Source organism: Paraburkholderia sp. BR13439, assembly GCF_040948805.1.
Classification (GTDB): domain Bacteria; phylum Pseudomonadota; class Gammaproteobacteria; order Burkholderiales; family Burkholderiaceae; genus Paraburkholderia; species Paraburkholderia youngii.
In genome coordinates this window covers 213,666-230,423 of the sequence record NZ_JBFPKN010000001.1, presented here as the reverse complement: position 1 = coordinate 230,423, position 16,758 = coordinate 213,666, and the positions used below count along the sequence as shown (strand labels likewise).

13 protein-coding genes are annotated in these 16,758 nt (G+C 62.9%); 9 read left to right on the top strand and 4 right to left on the bottom strand.

The window, feature by feature from the left end; genetic code table 11:
• Positions 1-2: 2 nt before the first annotated feature.
• Complete coding sequence (gspD, locus tag AB3X96_RS01060) at positions 3-2,432, bottom strand: type II secretion system secretin GspD (protein WP_368588278.1); 2,430 nt, start codon at positions 2,430-2,432, stop codon at positions 3-5.
• A gap of 496 nt (positions 2,433-2,928) precedes the next feature.
• Between gspD and AB3X96_RS01055 the strand changes: the two genes are divergently transcribed.
• Positions 2,929-3,372, top strand: a complete 444-nt coding sequence (locus AB3X96_RS01055) for a lytic transglycosylase domain-containing protein (RefSeq protein ID WP_368588277.1) — start codon at positions 2,929-2,931, stop codon at positions 3,370-3,372.
• A gap of 144 nt (positions 3,373-3,516) precedes the next feature.
• Positions 3,517-4,878 (top strand): GTP-binding protein, encoded by a 1,362-nt coding sequence (locus AB3X96_RS01050; protein ID WP_368588276.1) that lies wholly within the window; start codon positions 3,517-3,519, stop codon positions 4,876-4,878.
• A 100-nt stretch (positions 4,879-4,978) separates the two neighbouring features.
• On the opposite strand, the gene AB3X96_RS01045 is transcribed toward AB3X96_RS01050, so the two are convergent.
• Positions 4,979-5,257, bottom strand: coding sequence for an HU family DNA-binding protein (locus tag AB3X96_RS01045; RefSeq protein ID WP_013090989.1), 279 nt, complete (start codon positions 5,255-5,257; stop codon positions 4,979-4,981).
• 18 nt (positions 5,258-5,275) lie between these two features.
• Positions 5,276-5,473 carry a hypothetical protein gene (locus AB3X96_RS01040; RefSeq protein ID WP_176109901.1) on the bottom strand — a complete coding sequence of 66 codons (198 nt, stop codon included), beginning with the start codon at positions 5,471-5,473 and terminating at the stop codon, positions 5,276-5,278.
• 230 nt (positions 5,474-5,703) lie between these two features.
• Between AB3X96_RS01040 and mnmC the strand changes: the two genes are divergently transcribed.
• The 7 genes from mnmC (at position 5,704) to AB3X96_RS01005 (ending at position 15,088) form a co-directional block, all read left to right on the top strand.
• Positions 5,704-7,671: a bifunctional tRNA (5-methylaminomethyl-2-thiouridine)(34)-methyltransferase MnmD/FAD-dependent 5-carboxymethylaminomethyl-2-thiouridine(34) oxidoreductase MnmC gene (gene mnmC / locus AB3X96_RS01035; RefSeq protein WP_368588275.1), complete on the top strand. Its 1,968-nt coding sequence runs from the start codon at positions 5,704-5,706 to the stop codon at positions 7,669-7,671.
• A gap of 975 nt (positions 7,672-8,646) precedes the next feature.
• Complete coding sequence (locus AB3X96_RS01030) at positions 8,647-9,852, top strand: cation:proton antiporter (RefSeq protein WP_368588274.1); 1,206 nt, start codon at positions 8,647-8,649, stop codon at positions 9,850-9,852.
• Positions 9,853-9,939: 87 nt separating this feature from the next.
• A complete protein-coding gene (locus AB3X96_RS01025; RefSeq protein WP_368588273.1) occupies positions 9,940-11,055 on the top strand; it encodes a YbdK family carboxylate-amine ligase in 1,116 nt (371 codons plus the stop codon).
• A gap of 570 nt (positions 11,056-11,625) precedes the next feature.
• A complete protein-coding gene (locus tag AB3X96_RS01020; protein ID WP_176109905.1) occupies positions 11,626-12,264 on the top strand; it encodes a MarR family winged helix-turn-helix transcriptional regulator in 639 nt (212 codons plus the stop codon).
• A gap of 142 nt (positions 12,265-12,406) precedes the next feature.
• Positions 12,407-13,120 carry a glutamine amidotransferase gene (locus AB3X96_RS01015; RefSeq protein WP_368588272.1) on the top strand — a complete coding sequence of 238 codons (714 nt, stop codon included), beginning with the start codon at positions 12,407-12,409 and terminating at the stop codon, positions 13,118-13,120.
• 109 nt (positions 13,121-13,229) lie between these two features.
• Positions 13,230-14,342 carry an NADH:flavin oxidoreductase/NADH oxidase gene (locus AB3X96_RS01010; protein ID WP_176368613.1) on the top strand — a complete coding sequence of 371 codons (1,113 nt, stop codon included), beginning with the start codon at positions 13,230-13,232 and terminating at the stop codon, positions 14,340-14,342.
• A 212-nt stretch (positions 14,343-14,554) separates the two neighbouring features.
• Entirely contained in the window at positions 14,555-15,088 is a 534-nt protein-coding gene (locus AB3X96_RS01005) for an SET domain-containing protein (protein WP_368588271.1), read from the top strand.
• Positions 15,089-15,171: 83 nt separating this feature from the next.
• On the opposite strand, the gene AB3X96_RS01000 is transcribed toward AB3X96_RS01005, so the two are convergent.
• The gene (locus AB3X96_RS01000; protein WP_368588270.1) at positions 15,172-16,686 is read right to left on the bottom strand and encodes a sensor histidine kinase; all 1,515 of its coding nucleotides are present in this window, start codon (positions 16,684-16,686) and stop codon (positions 15,172-15,174) included.
• Positions 16,687-16,758 lie beyond the last annotated feature (72 nt).

The following is a 16,758-nucleotide window of genomic DNA, read 5'->3' as shown; positions in this document are numbered from 1 at the left end:
CGTCACGGACGCGCTCCCGGCGACACCGTGCTCGGCACCGGGCCGCTCGCCGGCTCGACGACGGCCGGTTGCGGCATGGTTTGCGGCACCGTCTGGGGCACGGGTTGGGTGGTGGTCTGGACGCCCGCTTGCGGCATGGCCGGCGCGCCGGCTTGCGGTACGGCCTGCGGCGGTACCTGTTGAGGCACCTGTTGCGGTGCCTGCTGCGGCATCATCTGCTGGCGGCGCATCTGGTTCAGGTCGAACAGGTTCAACGCCGGCACCCCGCCCTGGCTCGGGCCGAGCGGCATCGGCGGCACGACCGGATCGTCGCGATCCCTCATGATGTTGTTGTCCTGACGGTACGCGCCCTGCACACCTTGGATGTAGTCGTAGCGGTTCGCCGTGACGGCCTGCGTGGTGTCGCGGTCGGCGAGAATGACCGGGCGCAGGAACACCATCAGGTTAGTCTTGTTGCGCGTCTTCTGCTCGGAGCGGAACAGCTGGCCCAGCCACGGAATGTCACCAAGCAGCGGCACCTTGCTGTTGCTGACCTGGTAGTTGTCCTGCATCAGGCCGCCGAGCACGATGATCTCGCCGTTATCGCACAGCACGGTCGACTGGATCGAACGCTTCGTGAATTCCGGGCCCGCCGGGTTCGTCGCCGCGTTGTTCGTACCGTTCACGATCGCCGAATCTTCCGTGTAGAGCAGCAGCTTCAGGATGCCGCCGTCGGTAATCTGCGGCTTCACGTGCAGCGTCAGACCGACGTCGACACGGTCGAACGTATTGAACGCCGCGCTCGTCGTGCCGCTCGTCAGGTTCGAGTACGAACCGGTCTGGATCGGCACGTTGGTACCGACGATGATCTTCGCCTCTTCGTTGTCGAGCGTGATCAGGTTCGGCGTGGACAGCACGTTCGCGTCGGCGGTCTGCGACAGCGCTTGCAGCAGCGCGCCGAGACCCTGCACGCCGAAGATGTTGTGGATCCAGCCGACGTTCAGGCCCTGTTGCAGGCCCTGGCTGCCCAGCGCCGTCGCGAGACCGCCGGTCGAGCCCGCCGCGGCCGCCGCGGCCGTCAGGTTGATGATGCTGTTGCCCGAGCCAGTCGCCAGGTTGGTACCGGCAAACAGGTTGCCGTTCGCGACCTGCCACTGAATGCCGAGGTTGCCGCTCGTATTCGAGTTCAGCTCGACGATCAGGGCCTCGATGTATACCTGCGCGCGGCGCGCATCGAGCTGGTCGATCACTGCGCGCAAGTTACGGTACGTCGCTTCGGGCGCCGTGACGATCAGCGAGTTGGTCGCGGGATCGGCCGTGATCATGCCGCCGCCCTGGTCCTCGCTCTTCTCCTTGTCGCTGCTCAGAAAACCACCGCTGCTGCTGCTCGAGCCCGAAGCGCCGCCGCCCATCGGCGAGTTCATCGAGCCGCCGCCGAGGCCGCCCGACGGCAACGGCGGCGTGCCCGACGAGCCCGTCGAATAGCTGCTGTTCGACAGACCGCCACCGCCGCCACCACCACCACCGCCGCCGCTCGTGTTCTGGTTGAACGAGTTCGCCTCGTTCGCGCCGCCCGACGAGCCCTCGCCGCCGCCCTTGCCGAGCATGCTGCGCAGCGTGCGCGCGAGCTTCGTCGCGTCGGCATTGCGTAGCGGCACGACGTGGATGTTGCCCGGCATCGCGGTCGGCATGTCGAGCTGCTTGGCGAGCTCCTTGGCCGCCGCGAGGCGTGCGGTGTTCGACGCGCGCATCAGCAGCGAGTTGGTGCGCGGATCGGACGAGATCGACACCTTGAGCGTCGCGTCCGTGCTGCCGATCGAACCCGGATCGAGCATCTTGTTCATCTGCTGCGCGATGTCGATCGCATTCGCGTTCTTCAGCGGCACGACTGCAACCGCCTGGCCGGCCGCGCTATCGACACCCGCGATGATCTGGGCGATGCGCCGCACGTTGTCGGCGTAGTCGGTGACGACGATCGTATTGTTGGAGGGGTAGGCCGCGACCGTGTTGTTAGGCGAGATCAGCGGACGCAGAACCGGCAGCAGATTGTTGGCCGACTCATTCCTCAGCGTGAAGACCTGCGTGACGACCTGGTCGCCGCGCGCCGTCGGCGCGTTGCCGACGTAGGTCGGCACGCCCTGTAGCTTGGCGTCGGCCTCGGGCACCACTTTCAGCACGCCATGATCCTGCACGAGCGCGAACCCCTGCATGCGCAGCGCGGACTGCAGGGTTTTGAGCGCCTGATCCTGAGGCACAGAATTTTCGGACACGAGGTTCAGTTGCCCCTTCACCCGCGGATCGACGATGATCGTCTTGCCGGTCGCCGCGCCGATCGCCTTGGCGACCTGGTCGATGTCGGCGTTGACGAAGTTGAGTGTCACCTGCGCCTGTGCAGTTTGCGCGGTGATCAGTCCAGCCACCAGCAGCGCCGTTGCCGCCCGACGCAAAGCCATACAATTTCTTCTCATGGGATGTGATATCGATGCCGGCAGCCTCTGCCACCGACGGTCATGCGATGCGGACCCGGCGGCAAGCTACCGCCTGGTCGGTTTGTGAGCCGGCCCTAAAAGCGAGTTTCGCTTCGAGCTCCAGCGTCCCGACGTCCGAAAAAATCGAACAGTAACAGCTTTTCATGTCGGAATTGAAACAAAACAAGGGGCCTCATGCGAATCCATGAAGATCGCAGAGCTGTTATTAAATTGAAAGCTAACCATCACCGTACACTCACGCCATCACCCGGCTTTGTACGGTCTTATGTCGGTTAGCCAACTTGACGAAGGTCGGACTGCCGGTATGATACGAGCCGTTCGACCCACTGTTATGTGTTTGCTGACGCGGGTTTTCCCCGATGCTCGACAAACGCCCGGCCAGCTTGCCGTTGCGGCCGAGACGCGGTCGGCGAACTGCCTTACCGATTCTTACCTCGGGTTTGCTTAGTCCTATTGACCGATGAAACGTCCGCTCGTCACCGTTGCCGCCACGCTCGCGCTGCTCGCCGCAGCCGGTTCCGCGCGCGCCGACTGCTTCGATGAAGCGGCGAAGTATCAGAAGGTCAATCCGCTGATCTTACGGGCTATCGCGTGGCAGGAGTCGCACAACCGGCCGGATGCGCAGCACAAGAACGCGAACGGCTCGACCGACTACGGTGTGATGCAAATCAATTCGGTGCATCTGCCGGTGCTCGCCCAGTACGGAATCTCGCAGGGCACGCTGATGGAGCCATGCAAGAACGTTTACATCGCGGCGTGGCATCTGCGCCGCCAGATGAACAAGTACGGCAATACCTGGCAAGCGGTCGGAGCATACCACTCGGAGACGCCGACGTTGCGGGACAAATACGCGCAACAGATCGCTGCGATTCTGCGCAACTGGAAGTTGATGCCCGCGCAGTAAGCCATTCCAACGCTGCCGCTCGCACGAGCCGCACGCATTTTAATGCACAATGCGACTTCGTGCTTTTTCGCGCCGTCGCAGCGACGCCGACGATTTGGCCCCACGCCCCACACGCCTTCCAATCTTCCCGTATTTCGTACCGCGATGAACCAGCCGCTATTGCCCATCACCGTGCTCTCCGGTTTTCTGGGCGCTGGCAAGACCACGCTCCTGAACCACATCCTCGCGAATCGCGCCGGTTTGCGCGTCGCCGCGATCGTCGACGATCTGGCCGACGTCAATATCGAGCCGACGCTCGTGCGTGATGCGGACGAGCTGCCGGGCGTCGACGAGCGGATCGTTGAACTCAGGAACGGCTGCATTTGCTGCACAGCGCGCGACGATCTGCAAAGCGAAATCCGTCGCCTCGCCGGCGAAAAGCGCTTCGACGTGCTGGTGATCGAATCGAGTGGCATCGCCGAGCCCATGTCGATTGCCGAAACCATCATATACGATGGCGACGAAGCCCCATCGCCCGGCGAAGCCGCCCGGCTCGATACGATGGTCACGGTCGTCGATGCGTTCAACTTCCTGCGCGATTACGCGTCTGCCGATGCGCTCTCCGAACGCGGCGTCACGGTCGACGAAGGCGACGACCGCATGACCGTGGAGTTGCTGATCGAGCAGATCGAGTTTTGTGACGTGCTCGTCGTGAACAAGATTGATCTCGTCAGCGCGGACGAGCTCGCGCGTTTGCAGCGCATCCTCGCGCGCCTGAACCCGCGCGCGGTGCAGTTCGTGAGCCGCTTTGCCGACGTGCCGCTCGATCAGGTGCTGAACACCGGGCGCTTCGATTTCGACGAAGCGTCGAATGCGCAGGGCTGGCTCGCGGCGCTCGAGCACAAGCACGAGAATGAGCACAGCGGTAAAGATGGCCGCATGCATCACAGCGAAGCCGACGAATATGGCGTCGGCAATTTCGTCTATCGCGCACGCCGGCCGTTTCATCCGCAGCGGCTATGGGAGCTGCTGCACCAGGAGTGGAAGGGCGTACTGCGCAGCAAGGGATTCTTCTGGCTCGCGACACGCAACGATATCGGCGGTTCGCTCTCGCAGGCCGGTGGTGCTTGCCGGCACGGCCCCGCGGGCATGTGGTGGGCCGCGCAGGATCGCAGCGAATGGCCGGAAGGCGACGACGACCTGGCCGCCGAAATCGCCGCCGACTGGTACGGCGAGCCGGACGATATGAGCATCGGCGATCGTCGTCAGGAGTTCGCGCTGATCGGCGTCGATATCGACCCCGCCCTCTGGCGCGCGAAGTTCGATGCCTGTCTGCTCACCGACGACGAATACGCGCTCGGGCCGCAAGCCTGGCAGCAGTTCCCCGATCCGTTCCCGGCATGGGAGTTCGACGACCACGATCATGACCACGATCACGACCAGCATCACCGTCATCATCACGGGCACGGCGACGACTGCGAGCATTGTGGACATGACCACGGCAAGAACGCGCATCGTCATGACTGAACGAAGCACGCCGCGCATTCGAACCTCATGCACGGACGAAAAAAAACCCGCCACTGGCGGGTTTTTTCTCGCGGGTGTCAACTGCCCGGCAGTAGTCTGCTTAGCGCTTGTTGACTGCGTCCTTGAACGCCTTGCCTGCCGTGAACTTGACAGTCTTGGCAGCCGGGATCTTGATGGTTTCGCCGGTCTTCGGATTACGCCCCGTACGCGCTGCGCGCTTGCCCGAACCAAAGCTACCGAAGCCGATCAACTGGACCGCCTCACCCTTCGACACAGACTTCTTGATCACTTCAAGCAACGTGTCCAGCGTTTCACCGGTTTGAGCCTTGCTGGCGCCCGTCTGTCCTGCGACAGCGTCGATCAGTTCCTGTTTGTTCATTAAGGTTCCTTTCTGAGTTTAGGTTGATACGAACAGCGCGACCGCGCCGATTATACGTGCGCGCACCGCGCCGTCGAGCAGCTGCGGCCCCGATCCTGAAGATCTCCCACGCCGGACAGGATACTGTTCGGCGGCCGTGCTGCCGCTCCCTTCGCGGCGCTTGCTATGATAGCGCAGCGCAAACCCAATCAGGATAAGGGTTTCGAGGAATTGCACGGTTTTCGGGCCGTTCTTGCAAGTAAATCGAAATTTTGCCCTTCAGCACCCCCTAAACGAGGGCTGAAACCCAGTCCTGGCGGGGGTTAGCGTTGGTTTTTGCCAACGCAGCAAAGCGTCTGAAAGCGTCCTGATGGGTCTTTTGCGGCGACTCGCGCGCGGCGCGCGCCGACTCCGACCATCGAACCCGCTCTTTCGAGCGATCTTTTGAGCGTGTTTTCCCGTCGCGCATGACCGATCCGCTGATCCCCGCCGTCCTCGCTTTCCGCGACAACGGCAGCCCCTTTTCACCGCACTACGACGACATCTATCACAGCGCCGTCGGCGCGCTCGAGCAGGCTCGCTACGTCTTTCTGCGCGGCAACGAATTGCCCGAAAGATGGCAGAGCCGTCGAACCTTCACCGTGCTCGAAACCGGCTTTGGCATCGGCATCAACTTTCTCGTCACGTGGGCCGCGTGGCGCGCCGATCCCGCACGCTGCGAGCGGCTGCATTTCGTGTCGACAGAGAAGCATCCGTTTAGCGCCGCCGATCTGCGCCGCGTCCACGCATCGACGATCTCCGATCCGCTGATCGCCCAACTCGCGGACACGCTCGCGAACGCATGGCCGATGCTCGTGCCCGGTACGCACCGGCTCGAATTCGAAGGCGGCCGCGTCGTGCTGACGTTGATCTTCGCCGATGCGCTCGACAGCCTGCCCGCATTGCGGCTGCGTGCCGATGCTTTTTATCTCGATGGTTTCGCACCCGCGAAAAATCCCGATCTGTGGGACCCGGCGATCTTCAAGGCGCTCGCGCGTGTCGCCGGCGACGACGCGACCTTCTCCACCTATAGCAGCGCGGGCGACGTGAAACGCGCGTTGACGCAATGCGGCTTCGAGTATCGCAAGGTCGACGGCTTCGGCTGGAAACGCGCGATGCTGGTCGGACGCTTCGCGCCGCGCTGGCGTGTGCGCCGTTATGAACCGCCCGCGCCGTTCGGCCACGATGAACGACATGCGGTCGTGATCGGAGCGGGGCTGGCCGGCTGCGCAGTGATCGAGCGGCTTGCGGCACGCGGCTGGCGCGTGACTTCGCTCGAGCGGCATGGGTCGGTTGCGCAGGATGCGTCGGGCAATCCGGCCGGCGTATTCCACCCAATGATTTCGCGCGACGACAGTGTCGCGTCGCGCGTCACCCGGGCGGGTTTTCTGTACGCGCTCAATCGTTGGACCGTACTCGAAAACGCAGGGCATCGACTGGCCCGCGGAGATCGCGGCCTGCTGCAGATCGCCGCGGACGACGACGAATCGCGCGCGATCGGCGCGGCCATCGCCACGTTTCGCTATCCGTCCGACTACGTGACGCCGGTCTCCGCGGCCGATGCAGCGCGACTCGCCGGCATGCCGCTCGCGCGTGGCGGCTGGTTTTTTCCGCGCGGCGGCTGGATCGATCCCGCCTCTCTTTGCGCGGCGCAATTGGCATCGGCAGGCGGCTTGCTTGAACGACGCTTCGGCGTCGAAGTCGCGCGGCTCGAACGTTGCGGCGACCAGTGGACCGTCTTCGATATCGCGGGAAAGATGGTCGCGCGAGCGCCGGTCGTGATCGTCGCCGGTGCGCATGAAGCTGCGCGCATCGCTGGCTTGCGTCATGCGCCGACTCGCAGCATTCGCGGTCAGTTGAGCTTGCTGCCGGCGGGGACCGTCGCGCCGCTCGCGCTGCCGGTGATCGGCGAGGGCTATGCCGTGCCGCTCGCGAACGGCGTCACGCTGACAGGCGCGACCTATGAGCTCGACGACCCCGACACGTCGCTGCGCGCGGACGGTCACCGCGAAAATCTCGAGCGCGTCGCGCAGATGCTGCCGTCGTTCGCAAGCGCACTCGATGACGCGTCGCTGACCTCGCTCAGCGGACGCGTTGCGTTTCGCTGCGTCACCTCGGACCGCATGCCGATGATCGGCCAGCTCGCCGACGAAGCCGCCGCCGCACGCGATGCTGCTCGCCTGCGCGGCGCATGGCCGCTCGATCTGCCGCGCGTCGACGGTCTATACGGCGCATTCGCTTATGGTTCTCGCGGGCTGGTATGGGCAGCGCTCGGCGCTGAACTGATCGCATCACAGATCGAAGGCGAGCCGTGGCCGCTGGAACGCGATCTCGCCGAGGACATCGACCCCGCGCGTTTTCTGCTGCGTTCGTTGCGACAGGGGACGATCGGTTAACCCGGCTTCGACCATTGCGGACTTAACGCCCGGCACGTTAACTCCGCCTGCGCTGTAAACCACGTTAACCGACACCTCCGCTTATCCACCGCAACCTGTGGATAACCGCGCAGTTAACCGGCGCAAGTGGTGTGGAGCCGTTGTGGACGTAAACGGGGTAACTGGAACATCGCGAAAAAGTGCGAAAAGTTGCTCGCGTATACCGGCCGCGGCCGCACATGCTGTCCATCCGGTTATGCGGCCGACAACCTGATGATTTATTTCGGTATACATAGGTTATCCACAGAAACCGAGGCAGCTTGTTAACTGTTACTACGTATACATACGGTAAACCAGTAAACAGCAAAGACGGGGGCTAGCGCCCCGCCTATCGGGCTGGATGAATTTCGTTCGAGCTCACGTAAACGGATTACTCGATGCGCGCCGTTAACCTAGGAAGAGCGCGAAAGAAAATCAGACCAAACCGCGCATCAAGGTAAACACACGCGGACGTAACGCCAGGGAGCGGATTCACCGTTCGCGATGTCGTTGAAATTGACGGGATACCTCGAAAAAAGGTCGCTTTTTCCGTTCGGTATGAAAATAACGTACTTTTTTACCGTTTTGCCAGCGAGTTAACGTCTTTTCGGTCAACGCGGAACAAGCTATGGCACAATCCCGGTTCTTTTCCGCGTCGTGCCACCGCATCTGACGGCACGCGCAGCAACGGAACGGTGCCGGTCAAACAGAATCTGATTCAAGGTCGACGGCGTTCCTTCACCGTGCCTGTTGCTACTGCCGCATCCCGTGAATGTGCCCGACTCAGTGCGGTTTTTTGCGGCCGCGGCGCATTCCGATCATCCGATCATTGAAACCTCGCAACGCTGACTTCGCGAAGCGCTTGCGACAACGAGCGCTCTCGGTTCGCTCGTGCCACGGCGTGCGTGTGCGCCGGTTCGTGTCGTCTGCCGTTGCTGCCAAGGAGAACCCATTACGATGAATTCGGCGTTTTCGTTTCTGCCTGCGTGGCCGCTTTCACCCGACGCCATTTTCTGGGCAGGTCTCGCATTGCTTGTCGCTGGTCTGTGCGGCGAGCTTTGCTTTCGCGCGTGGCGTTTACCGCGCATTTCCGGCTATGCGGTGATCGGCCTCATAGCCGGCGGGGCGGGCTTTGGCGTGATCGATGCGGATTCCGCGAGCGCCGCGCGGCCGCTGCTCGACGTCGCGCTCGGCCTGTTGCTGTTCGAACTGGGCAGCCGGCTCGATCTGCGCTGGATCCGCCGTAATCCGTGGCTGATTCTGTCGAGCGTGGCCGAAGCCACGCTGACTTTCGTGCTGGTGCTGCCGGTGCTCCTATTCCTGCACGTGCCGCTGATGGTCGCGACCGTACTGGCCGCGATCGCGATGGCGACATCTCCCGCGATGGTGATCCAGCTCAAAACCGAACTGCGCGCCGAAGGCCAGGTCACGCAGCGTCTTCTGACCTTGACCGCGCTGAACAGCATGTACGCGGTCGTGATCGAAAAGCTCGTGTCGAGCTGGCTGCATCAGGAGGTTTACGGCAACGTGTTCGCGACGATCCTGCAGCCGTTGTACCTGCTGGTCGGCTCGCTCGTGCTCGCATATCTGCTCGCGCGCACCTGCACGTTCTTCTATCGGCGCCTGAACATGCACGACGAGCATTCGTTCGTCGCGCTGTTCGGTCTGGTGCTGCTTGCGATCGCAATCGCGCATCTGTTCAAGCTATCGACGATTCTCGCGCTGCTCGCCGCGGGCATCATCGTGAAGAATCACGAAGCGCGTCCGCAGTTGTGGCCGCAGCATTTCGGCACCGCGGGCTGGCTGCTGACGGTGATCCTGTTCGTGCTGACGCTGACGTCGTTCGAATGGAGGCACATCGCGTTGGGCGGAGTCGCGGCGCTGGGCCTGATCGTTGCTCGCCTCGTCGCGAAGCTGGTCGGCGTGCTGGCTTTCGCGAAGCCGAGCGGCCTGAACCTGAAGCAGGGCATCGCACTCGGCCTGTCGTTGTCACCGATGTCGGCGCTCGCGTATCTGCTCGTCGACGACACGTACAACCTGTATCCGAGCTTCGATCCGCAACTGCGCGCGATCGTCATGTGTTCGATTTTCGTGCTGCAGATTCTCGGGCCGTGGCTCGTCTATCGCAGCCTCGCGCTCGTCGCCGAGCGGCGCGAGGGGTGAGCGGGAAACGCGCGTGGGTGCCATGCGCGTTTCACGAACCCGTCTTTTCAATTCCTTCGCCTCAAACGACCTGACTCAGGGGACGCCATGTCACTCGAACCCTTCATCGATTCGAAACCGTTCACGTTCGGTATCGAACTCGAAATGCAGATCGTCAATACGCACGACTATGATCTGACCAAAGCCGGCACCGATCTGCTGCGCCTCATCAAGGACGAAAAAATCCCCGGCAACATCACGCCGGAAATCACCGAAAGCATGATCGAGCTGTCGACCGGCATCTGCACGTCGCACGAACAGGCGGTCGCCGATCTGCGCAAGATTCGTGACACGCTGGTCTCCGCGGCCGACCATCTGAACGTCGGTCTGTGCGGCGGCGGAACGCATCCCTTCCAGCAATGGAGCGAGCGGCAGATCGTCGATACGCCACGTTTTCAGTATCTTTCCGAGCTGTACGGCTATCTCGCGAAGCAGTTCACGGTGTTCGGCCAGCACGTGCACATCGGTTGCCCGAATCCGAACAGCGCGCTGTATCTGCTGCATTCGATGTCGCGCTTCATCCCGCATTTCATTGCGCTGTCCGCGTCGTCGCCTTTCGTACAGGGTGTCGATACCGGATTTCATTCGGCACGACTGAATTCCGTGTTCGCGTTTCCGTTGTCGGGCCGCGCGCCGTTCGTGCTGACGTGGGACAGCTTCGAGGAGTATTTCTCGAAGATGGTCCACACGGGCGTGGTCAACAGCATGAAGGATTTCTACTGGGATATCCGTCCGAAACCGGGGTTCGGCACGATCGAGGTTCGGGTGATGGATACGCCGTTTTCGGTGGATCGCGCCGCGGCGATCGCCTGCTACATCCAGACGCTCGCGCGTCATTTGCTGCTCGACAAGCCGATCGCGCCGCAGGAAGACGACTATCTGGTCTACACGTTCAACCGTTTCGAAGCCTGCCGTTTCGGACTCGGCGGCACCTGCATCAATCCGCAAACCGGTGAACGAAAGACGATTTCCGAAGATATCCTCGAAACGCTCGAACAGATCGGATCGCATGCGGAAGCGCTCGGCTCGGTCAATGCGCTGGCCGAAGTCGGCGCGATCGCGCGTGGCCAGGTCAACGACGCGACGTGGTTGCGCAGCATGTTTGCGCAGGAGAAGTCCTTGCATGAAGCGGTTCGGCAGCAGTGTTTGCAGTGGCGAGCCTAGCCGCGAATGCCTCATGAAACCGTTTGCGTGCGGCAGTTACGCGACGTTCCGACGAAACCCGCCCCGTGCGGGTTTTTTTTTCGTAAAAAAATTTTTACGCCTTTTCGTGCGCATAACCCTTCAGGTTTGTCGAAAGTTTACGTATACCAGCGTAGGGGCAGTGAGCAGGCGTTGCCAAAGGGTGTGGACAACTGAATAAATACCTGAAAAGTCAATGCTCTGGGGAATTGATAACCAGGCTGACGAGAGACGCTCCGGCCACGCCTGGCAAGCGCAACCGAGGAAACGCTCGACACGCTGCAAGTGCTTGTTGCAAAACGGTACACAGGCTGTCCAAACGTTTTCCCCTGCTTATCCACAGCTCGCGTTGGATAAGTTAGCTGTACGATTTGCAGGTCTCGCATAGAATGTCGTTTTTCGCCGCCTTCGGCTTCCAAGGCGGTGTATTTTTGAGATAGTACAAACGGCTTCATCCGCGGTTGGACGAAGCTACCCACACAAGCGACGGGCGTACCCCGGCAGGCAACCGCCGGCATCGCACCAAAGCGGTAAATAAACGAATCGAAGATTATGAGCGAAGGCGTATACGGAGAACAGGCAAACGGGCGAGTGACCCACAGCCTCTTGCGATTGAGCACGGCGATGCGAAGCCAGGCTTGGGAATGGGCGGAAGGCGCGGGCCTGACGCCGACCCAGGGTGAGATCCTCGTGCTGTTGATGCAACGCAAGGGGCCGATGCGTCTCGGCGAGATCGCGCGCGAAACGGCGTTGACCGCCGCGACCACCAGCGATGCGGTCAGCACGCTCGAGACCAAGGGTCTCGTCGAAAAGCGTCGCGCACTCGACGATGGTCGCGCGCTCGCGGTACGCCTGACCTCGCGTGGCCGCACCGCTGCCAAACGCGCCGCGCAATGGCCGGACTTCCTGTCCAAGGCGGTCGGCACGCTGCGCGAGGACGAACAGTCCGTGTTCTATCGCACGCTGCTCAAGACCATCTATCAGCTCGAAGCGCAAAATACGATTCCGTCGCATCGCATGTGCCTGAGCTGCACGCATTTCCAGGCAAGCAAGAATCCGAAGAAGACGCCGCATCATTGCGCGCTGCTCGACCTGAACATGTCGGATACCGATGTGCGTCTCGACTGCTCCGTGCACGAAACGGCGGACGTAGCCACCCAGAAGAAGACCTGGAAGATCTTCGCGCAATAACCGGCGTCTTCCGGAACAATCCGCTAACATGACCTGGCCGGCTACGGCGGGCGGTATACGCCGCCTGCTTGCCGGCTGGTGCCGTGCAAGGATAAAGTCGTTGGCGGCAAGTCGTTAGTCAACCTGAAGATAGGGCAGGCCGATGAATCGGGAAGTACTCGCCATCCGCCATGTGCACTTCGAGGATCTGGGCAGTCTCGAGCTCGTGCTCGGCGAGCGCGGGCGTCCGGTCCGCTATCTCGACGTGGGCGTCGCCCGTATCGAGGCGCCCAATCCGATTGCCGCGTCGCTGATGGTCGTGCTGGGCGGCCCCATCAGTGCCACCGACGATGCGCTGTACCCCACGCTAGCGCCGCTGCTGTCGTTGATCGAAAAGCGCATCGCGGCCGGGTTGCCGACACTTGGAATCTGCCTTGGCGCACAACTGATCGCCCGGGCGCTCGGTGCGCGCGTCTACCCCGTGGCTCAGGCCGAACTCGGCTGGACGCCGCTTACGCTGACCGATGCGGGCCGCGCCTCGCCACTGCGTCATCTCGATGGCGCTCATACGTCGATGCTGCATTGGCACGGCGACACCTTCGATCTGCCCACCAACGCGACCCGTCTAGCATCGACTCCGGCCTGCGAGAATCAGGCCTTCGCATGGGGCGATCACGTGCTGGGCTTGCAGTGTCATCCCGAGATCCGCACCGATCGGTTCGAACCCTGGCTGATTGGCAATGCCAATGAACTGTCGGGTCACGGCATCGACGCGCGTCAGTTGCGCGCCGACACCGCTCGATACGGTCCCGCGCTCGAAGCCGCCGGGTGCCGTATGTTCGGCGAATGGCTCGACCAGGTCGAGACGAAGGTCTGAATGGCTGGCCGAATGGCGACGTAAGTGGCCAGCGAAGTGCCCCCTTTCTGCAGCAAACCGCGTGCGGTGCTATGCTCGATCGCTCTCGGGCTTTCACTGGACGTAATCCATGAGCGCGCTTTTTTCTCCGCTCACGCTGCGTAGCGTGACGCTTCCCAACCGTATCGTCGTCTCCCCGATGTGCCAGTACTCCGCCGAGCGCGGCGAAGCGACCGCATGGCACATGATTCACCTCGGCGGGCTCGCGCTGTCCGGCGCGGGGATGCTGTGCATCGAAGCGACCGCCGTCGAACCGGATGGCCGCATCACTCCCGGCGATCTCGGTTTGTGGGACGACTCGACCGAAGAGGCGCTCGTGCCGGTGCTGGCCGCGATCCGCAAGCATTCGCACATCAACGTGACGATGCAACTGGCGCACGCGGGCCGCAAGGCATCGAGCCATGTGCCGTGGGAAGGCGGCCAGCTGATTCCGGTGTCGCAAGGCGGGTGGCTGCCGCATGCGCCGTCGGCGCTGCCGCACAAGCCGGGCGAGGAGCCGCCGCTTGCGCTCGATGTCGCCGGCCTGCACCGGATTCGCGAGGCGTTCGCCGCGTCCGCGCGCCGCGCCGCGCGTCTTGGCATCGATGCGCTCGAAGTGCATGCCGCGCATGGCTATCTGCTGCATCAGTTCCTGTCACCGATCGCGAATCAGCGCACCGACGACTATGGCGGCTCGCTGGAAAATCGCATGCGTTTCCCGCTCGAAATCTTCGACATCGTGCGGGCCGCATTCCCTGCCGACAAACCGGTCGGCGTGCGCGTGTCGGCGACCGACTGGGTCGAGGGCGGCTGGACGCTGGAAGACACGATTGCGTTTGCACACGAGCTGGAAAGGCGCGGCTGCGACTGGATCGACGTGTCGTCGGGCGGCGTGTCGCCGCTGCAGAAAATTCCGCTCGAGCCGGGCTATCAGATTCCATTCGCGAAGGCGGTCAAGCACGCAACGGGTCTGGCGACGATCGGCGTCGGGCTCATCACCGATCCGCTGCACGCCGAGCAGCTGATCGAAGCGGGCGATGCCGACCTGATCGCGCTGGCTCGTGCGCTGCTCTATAACCCGCGCTGGCCGTGGCATGCGGCCGCCAACCTCGGCGCGACCGTCGAAGCGCCGCCGCAGTACTGGCGTTCACAACCGCGCGACCAGAAAGCGCTGTTCGGCGACATTACGTTCGGTCAACGGTGACGCTCGTCGCACGTTGAACACACGCATCGGCTGACGGTTGAAGGAAGCCGTCGACAGCGTGTAGGATGCCGGTTGTGGCGCGATGCGCGTCGCAAGTCGACGCGGCGCTCGCAGGGCGCCGCGTTTGCTATTCGCGTCAGAAAAAGCCGCGCGCGAGACGCGCCTGACGATTGCCAGACTTGATCCCCCAGTTCTTCACAAGGATTCATTCAATGAATTCACGCAGGATCGCCGTGCGCCGTTCGGGTGTGCACGGCAAAGGCGTGTTTGCTCTCGAACCGATCGCGGCGGGCGAACGACTGATCGAATACAAGGGCGAGCGGATTACCTGGAAAGAAGCGTTGCGCCGTCATCCGCATAATCCGGCTGAACCGAATCACACGTTTTATTTCGCGCTGGACAACGGCAAGGTTATCGACGGCAAGGTGAATGGCAATAGCGCGCGCTGGATCAATCATTCATGCGCGCCGAACTGCGAGGCCGAGGAAATCGACGGACACGTGTACGTGCATGCGCTGCGCGATATCGCGGAGGGCGAGGAAATCTTTTACGACTACGGCCTCGTGATCGACGCGCGGCAGACGAAGAAGCTGAAAAAGGAATACGAATGCCGTTGCGGCGCACGCAAGTGCCGCGGCACGATGCTGGCGCCGCCGCAAAAGGGCAAGGGCGGCGGCAAGTCGGGTAAAGGTGCCGACAAGGACCAGAAGTCCAGCAAATCGGCGAAGAAATCGAAGAAGAAATGAGCCACGGGCCGGCGGGCGGCGTTAGCTGTCTGCGCTGATCGAGGCGCCAAGGCGGATGCCCCCGGGGCAGCCCGGCAAACCTTCTACAAATCGACCGGCGCCGAGTGCGCCGGTTTTTTCGTGGCGCGTCGCTCGTTGGCATCGCTGGCGGTGGCAGCGTCTGCCGACGCACTGGGCGGCAGCAACGGAATCCTCACGATAAAGCGTGCGCCACCCTCCGGCGCGTCCTCGTAATGCACGCTGCCGTGATGCAGCACCATGATGTCGTGGACGATCGCAAGGCCGAGACCCGCGCCGCTGTCGACGCCCGCCTCGGTCTGCCCGTCGCCGCGGAAGAACCGCTTGAACAGATCCGCCTGCTGCGAACGCGGCACGCCCGGCCCGTTGTCTTCGACGACGATCTCGGCCATGCGCAGATCGTCGATCAGGGTCTGCGAAACCGTCACCGTGATGCGTCCGCCGTCGGCCCGCGAAGGCGGCACATACTTCAGCGCGTTATCGAGCAGATTCGCGATCACTTCGTGCAGCAGTACCGGGTTGCCGCGCGCCATCAACGGGTCGTCGTTCGACGGATCGTCGAGGCGCTGGAAGCCGAGGTCCACGTGTACCGCTAGCGCGCGCGGCACCCATTCGGCGCCCGTGTCGAAGGCGAGCGCGGCCATATCGACATTGACGAAGCGGGCCGCCTGTTCGCCCGGCTCGGCGCGCGCGAGCGACAGCAATTGATTCGACAACCGCACGGCCCGATCGGCCGCGGCGCGCAGTTCGCGCACGGCGGCGAGCGTCTGCTGCGGATCGCGCGCGACGACCGCCTGCTCCGCATGCAGCTTCACCGCGGTGAGCGGCGTGCGCAGCTGATGCGCGGCATCGGCGATGAATTTACGTTGCGCATCGAGGGCGGCTTTCAGACGATCGAGCAGCGCGTTCAGCGCGCCCGTCAGCGGACGGATCTCGACCGGCACATAGGTTTCGTCGACCGGCTCGAGCGACGTGTGCGTTTGCCGGTTCAGCGAATCGGCGAGCGCGGTCAGCGGATTGAGCTGCTGATTGACGACGCGCCACACGATCACCCAGCCGGCGAGCAGCAGCAGCAGCAACGGCATCATGATCGCGATCAGGAACTCCGCGGCGATGCGGTAGCGGTGATGCACGGGCTGCCCGACTTCGACGACGATCGGATTGCCGCCCGGCTGATCGACGCGCACCTGAGCGACCCGCACGGTCACGCCTTCGTGCTGCGTCTCGAATACGTACGCGTAATGCATGCGGCGCACGTTGGTGCCTTGCAGCGGCAGATTATGGTCGCCGGCGATTTCGCTGTCGCCGGTGCTGATCCGGTAGACCAGATGTTCGACCGGGTCGGAGAACATCGCTTGCGCGAGCGGCGGCACCGTGATCGGCGCTTCCGGTCCGGAAATCTGGATCTGTTTGGAAATAGCGGTCGCGAGGTCCGCGAGCGAACGGTCGACCACGTGCTGCGTGTACTGCCAGGCGAGCCAGTAGGCAATCAGGCCGCTCATTAGCGCGAGCAGCGACAGGGGAGCAGCGAGGCGCCGCAGCAGCGTGCGGCGCAGACTATTGGCGGCCGGCTGGTGCATGATCTTAGGCGCGGGAAAGTTGTGACTGCGGTAGCAACGGCGCGAAGCGCCTTGAGGCAGTCCGGTGTCCGG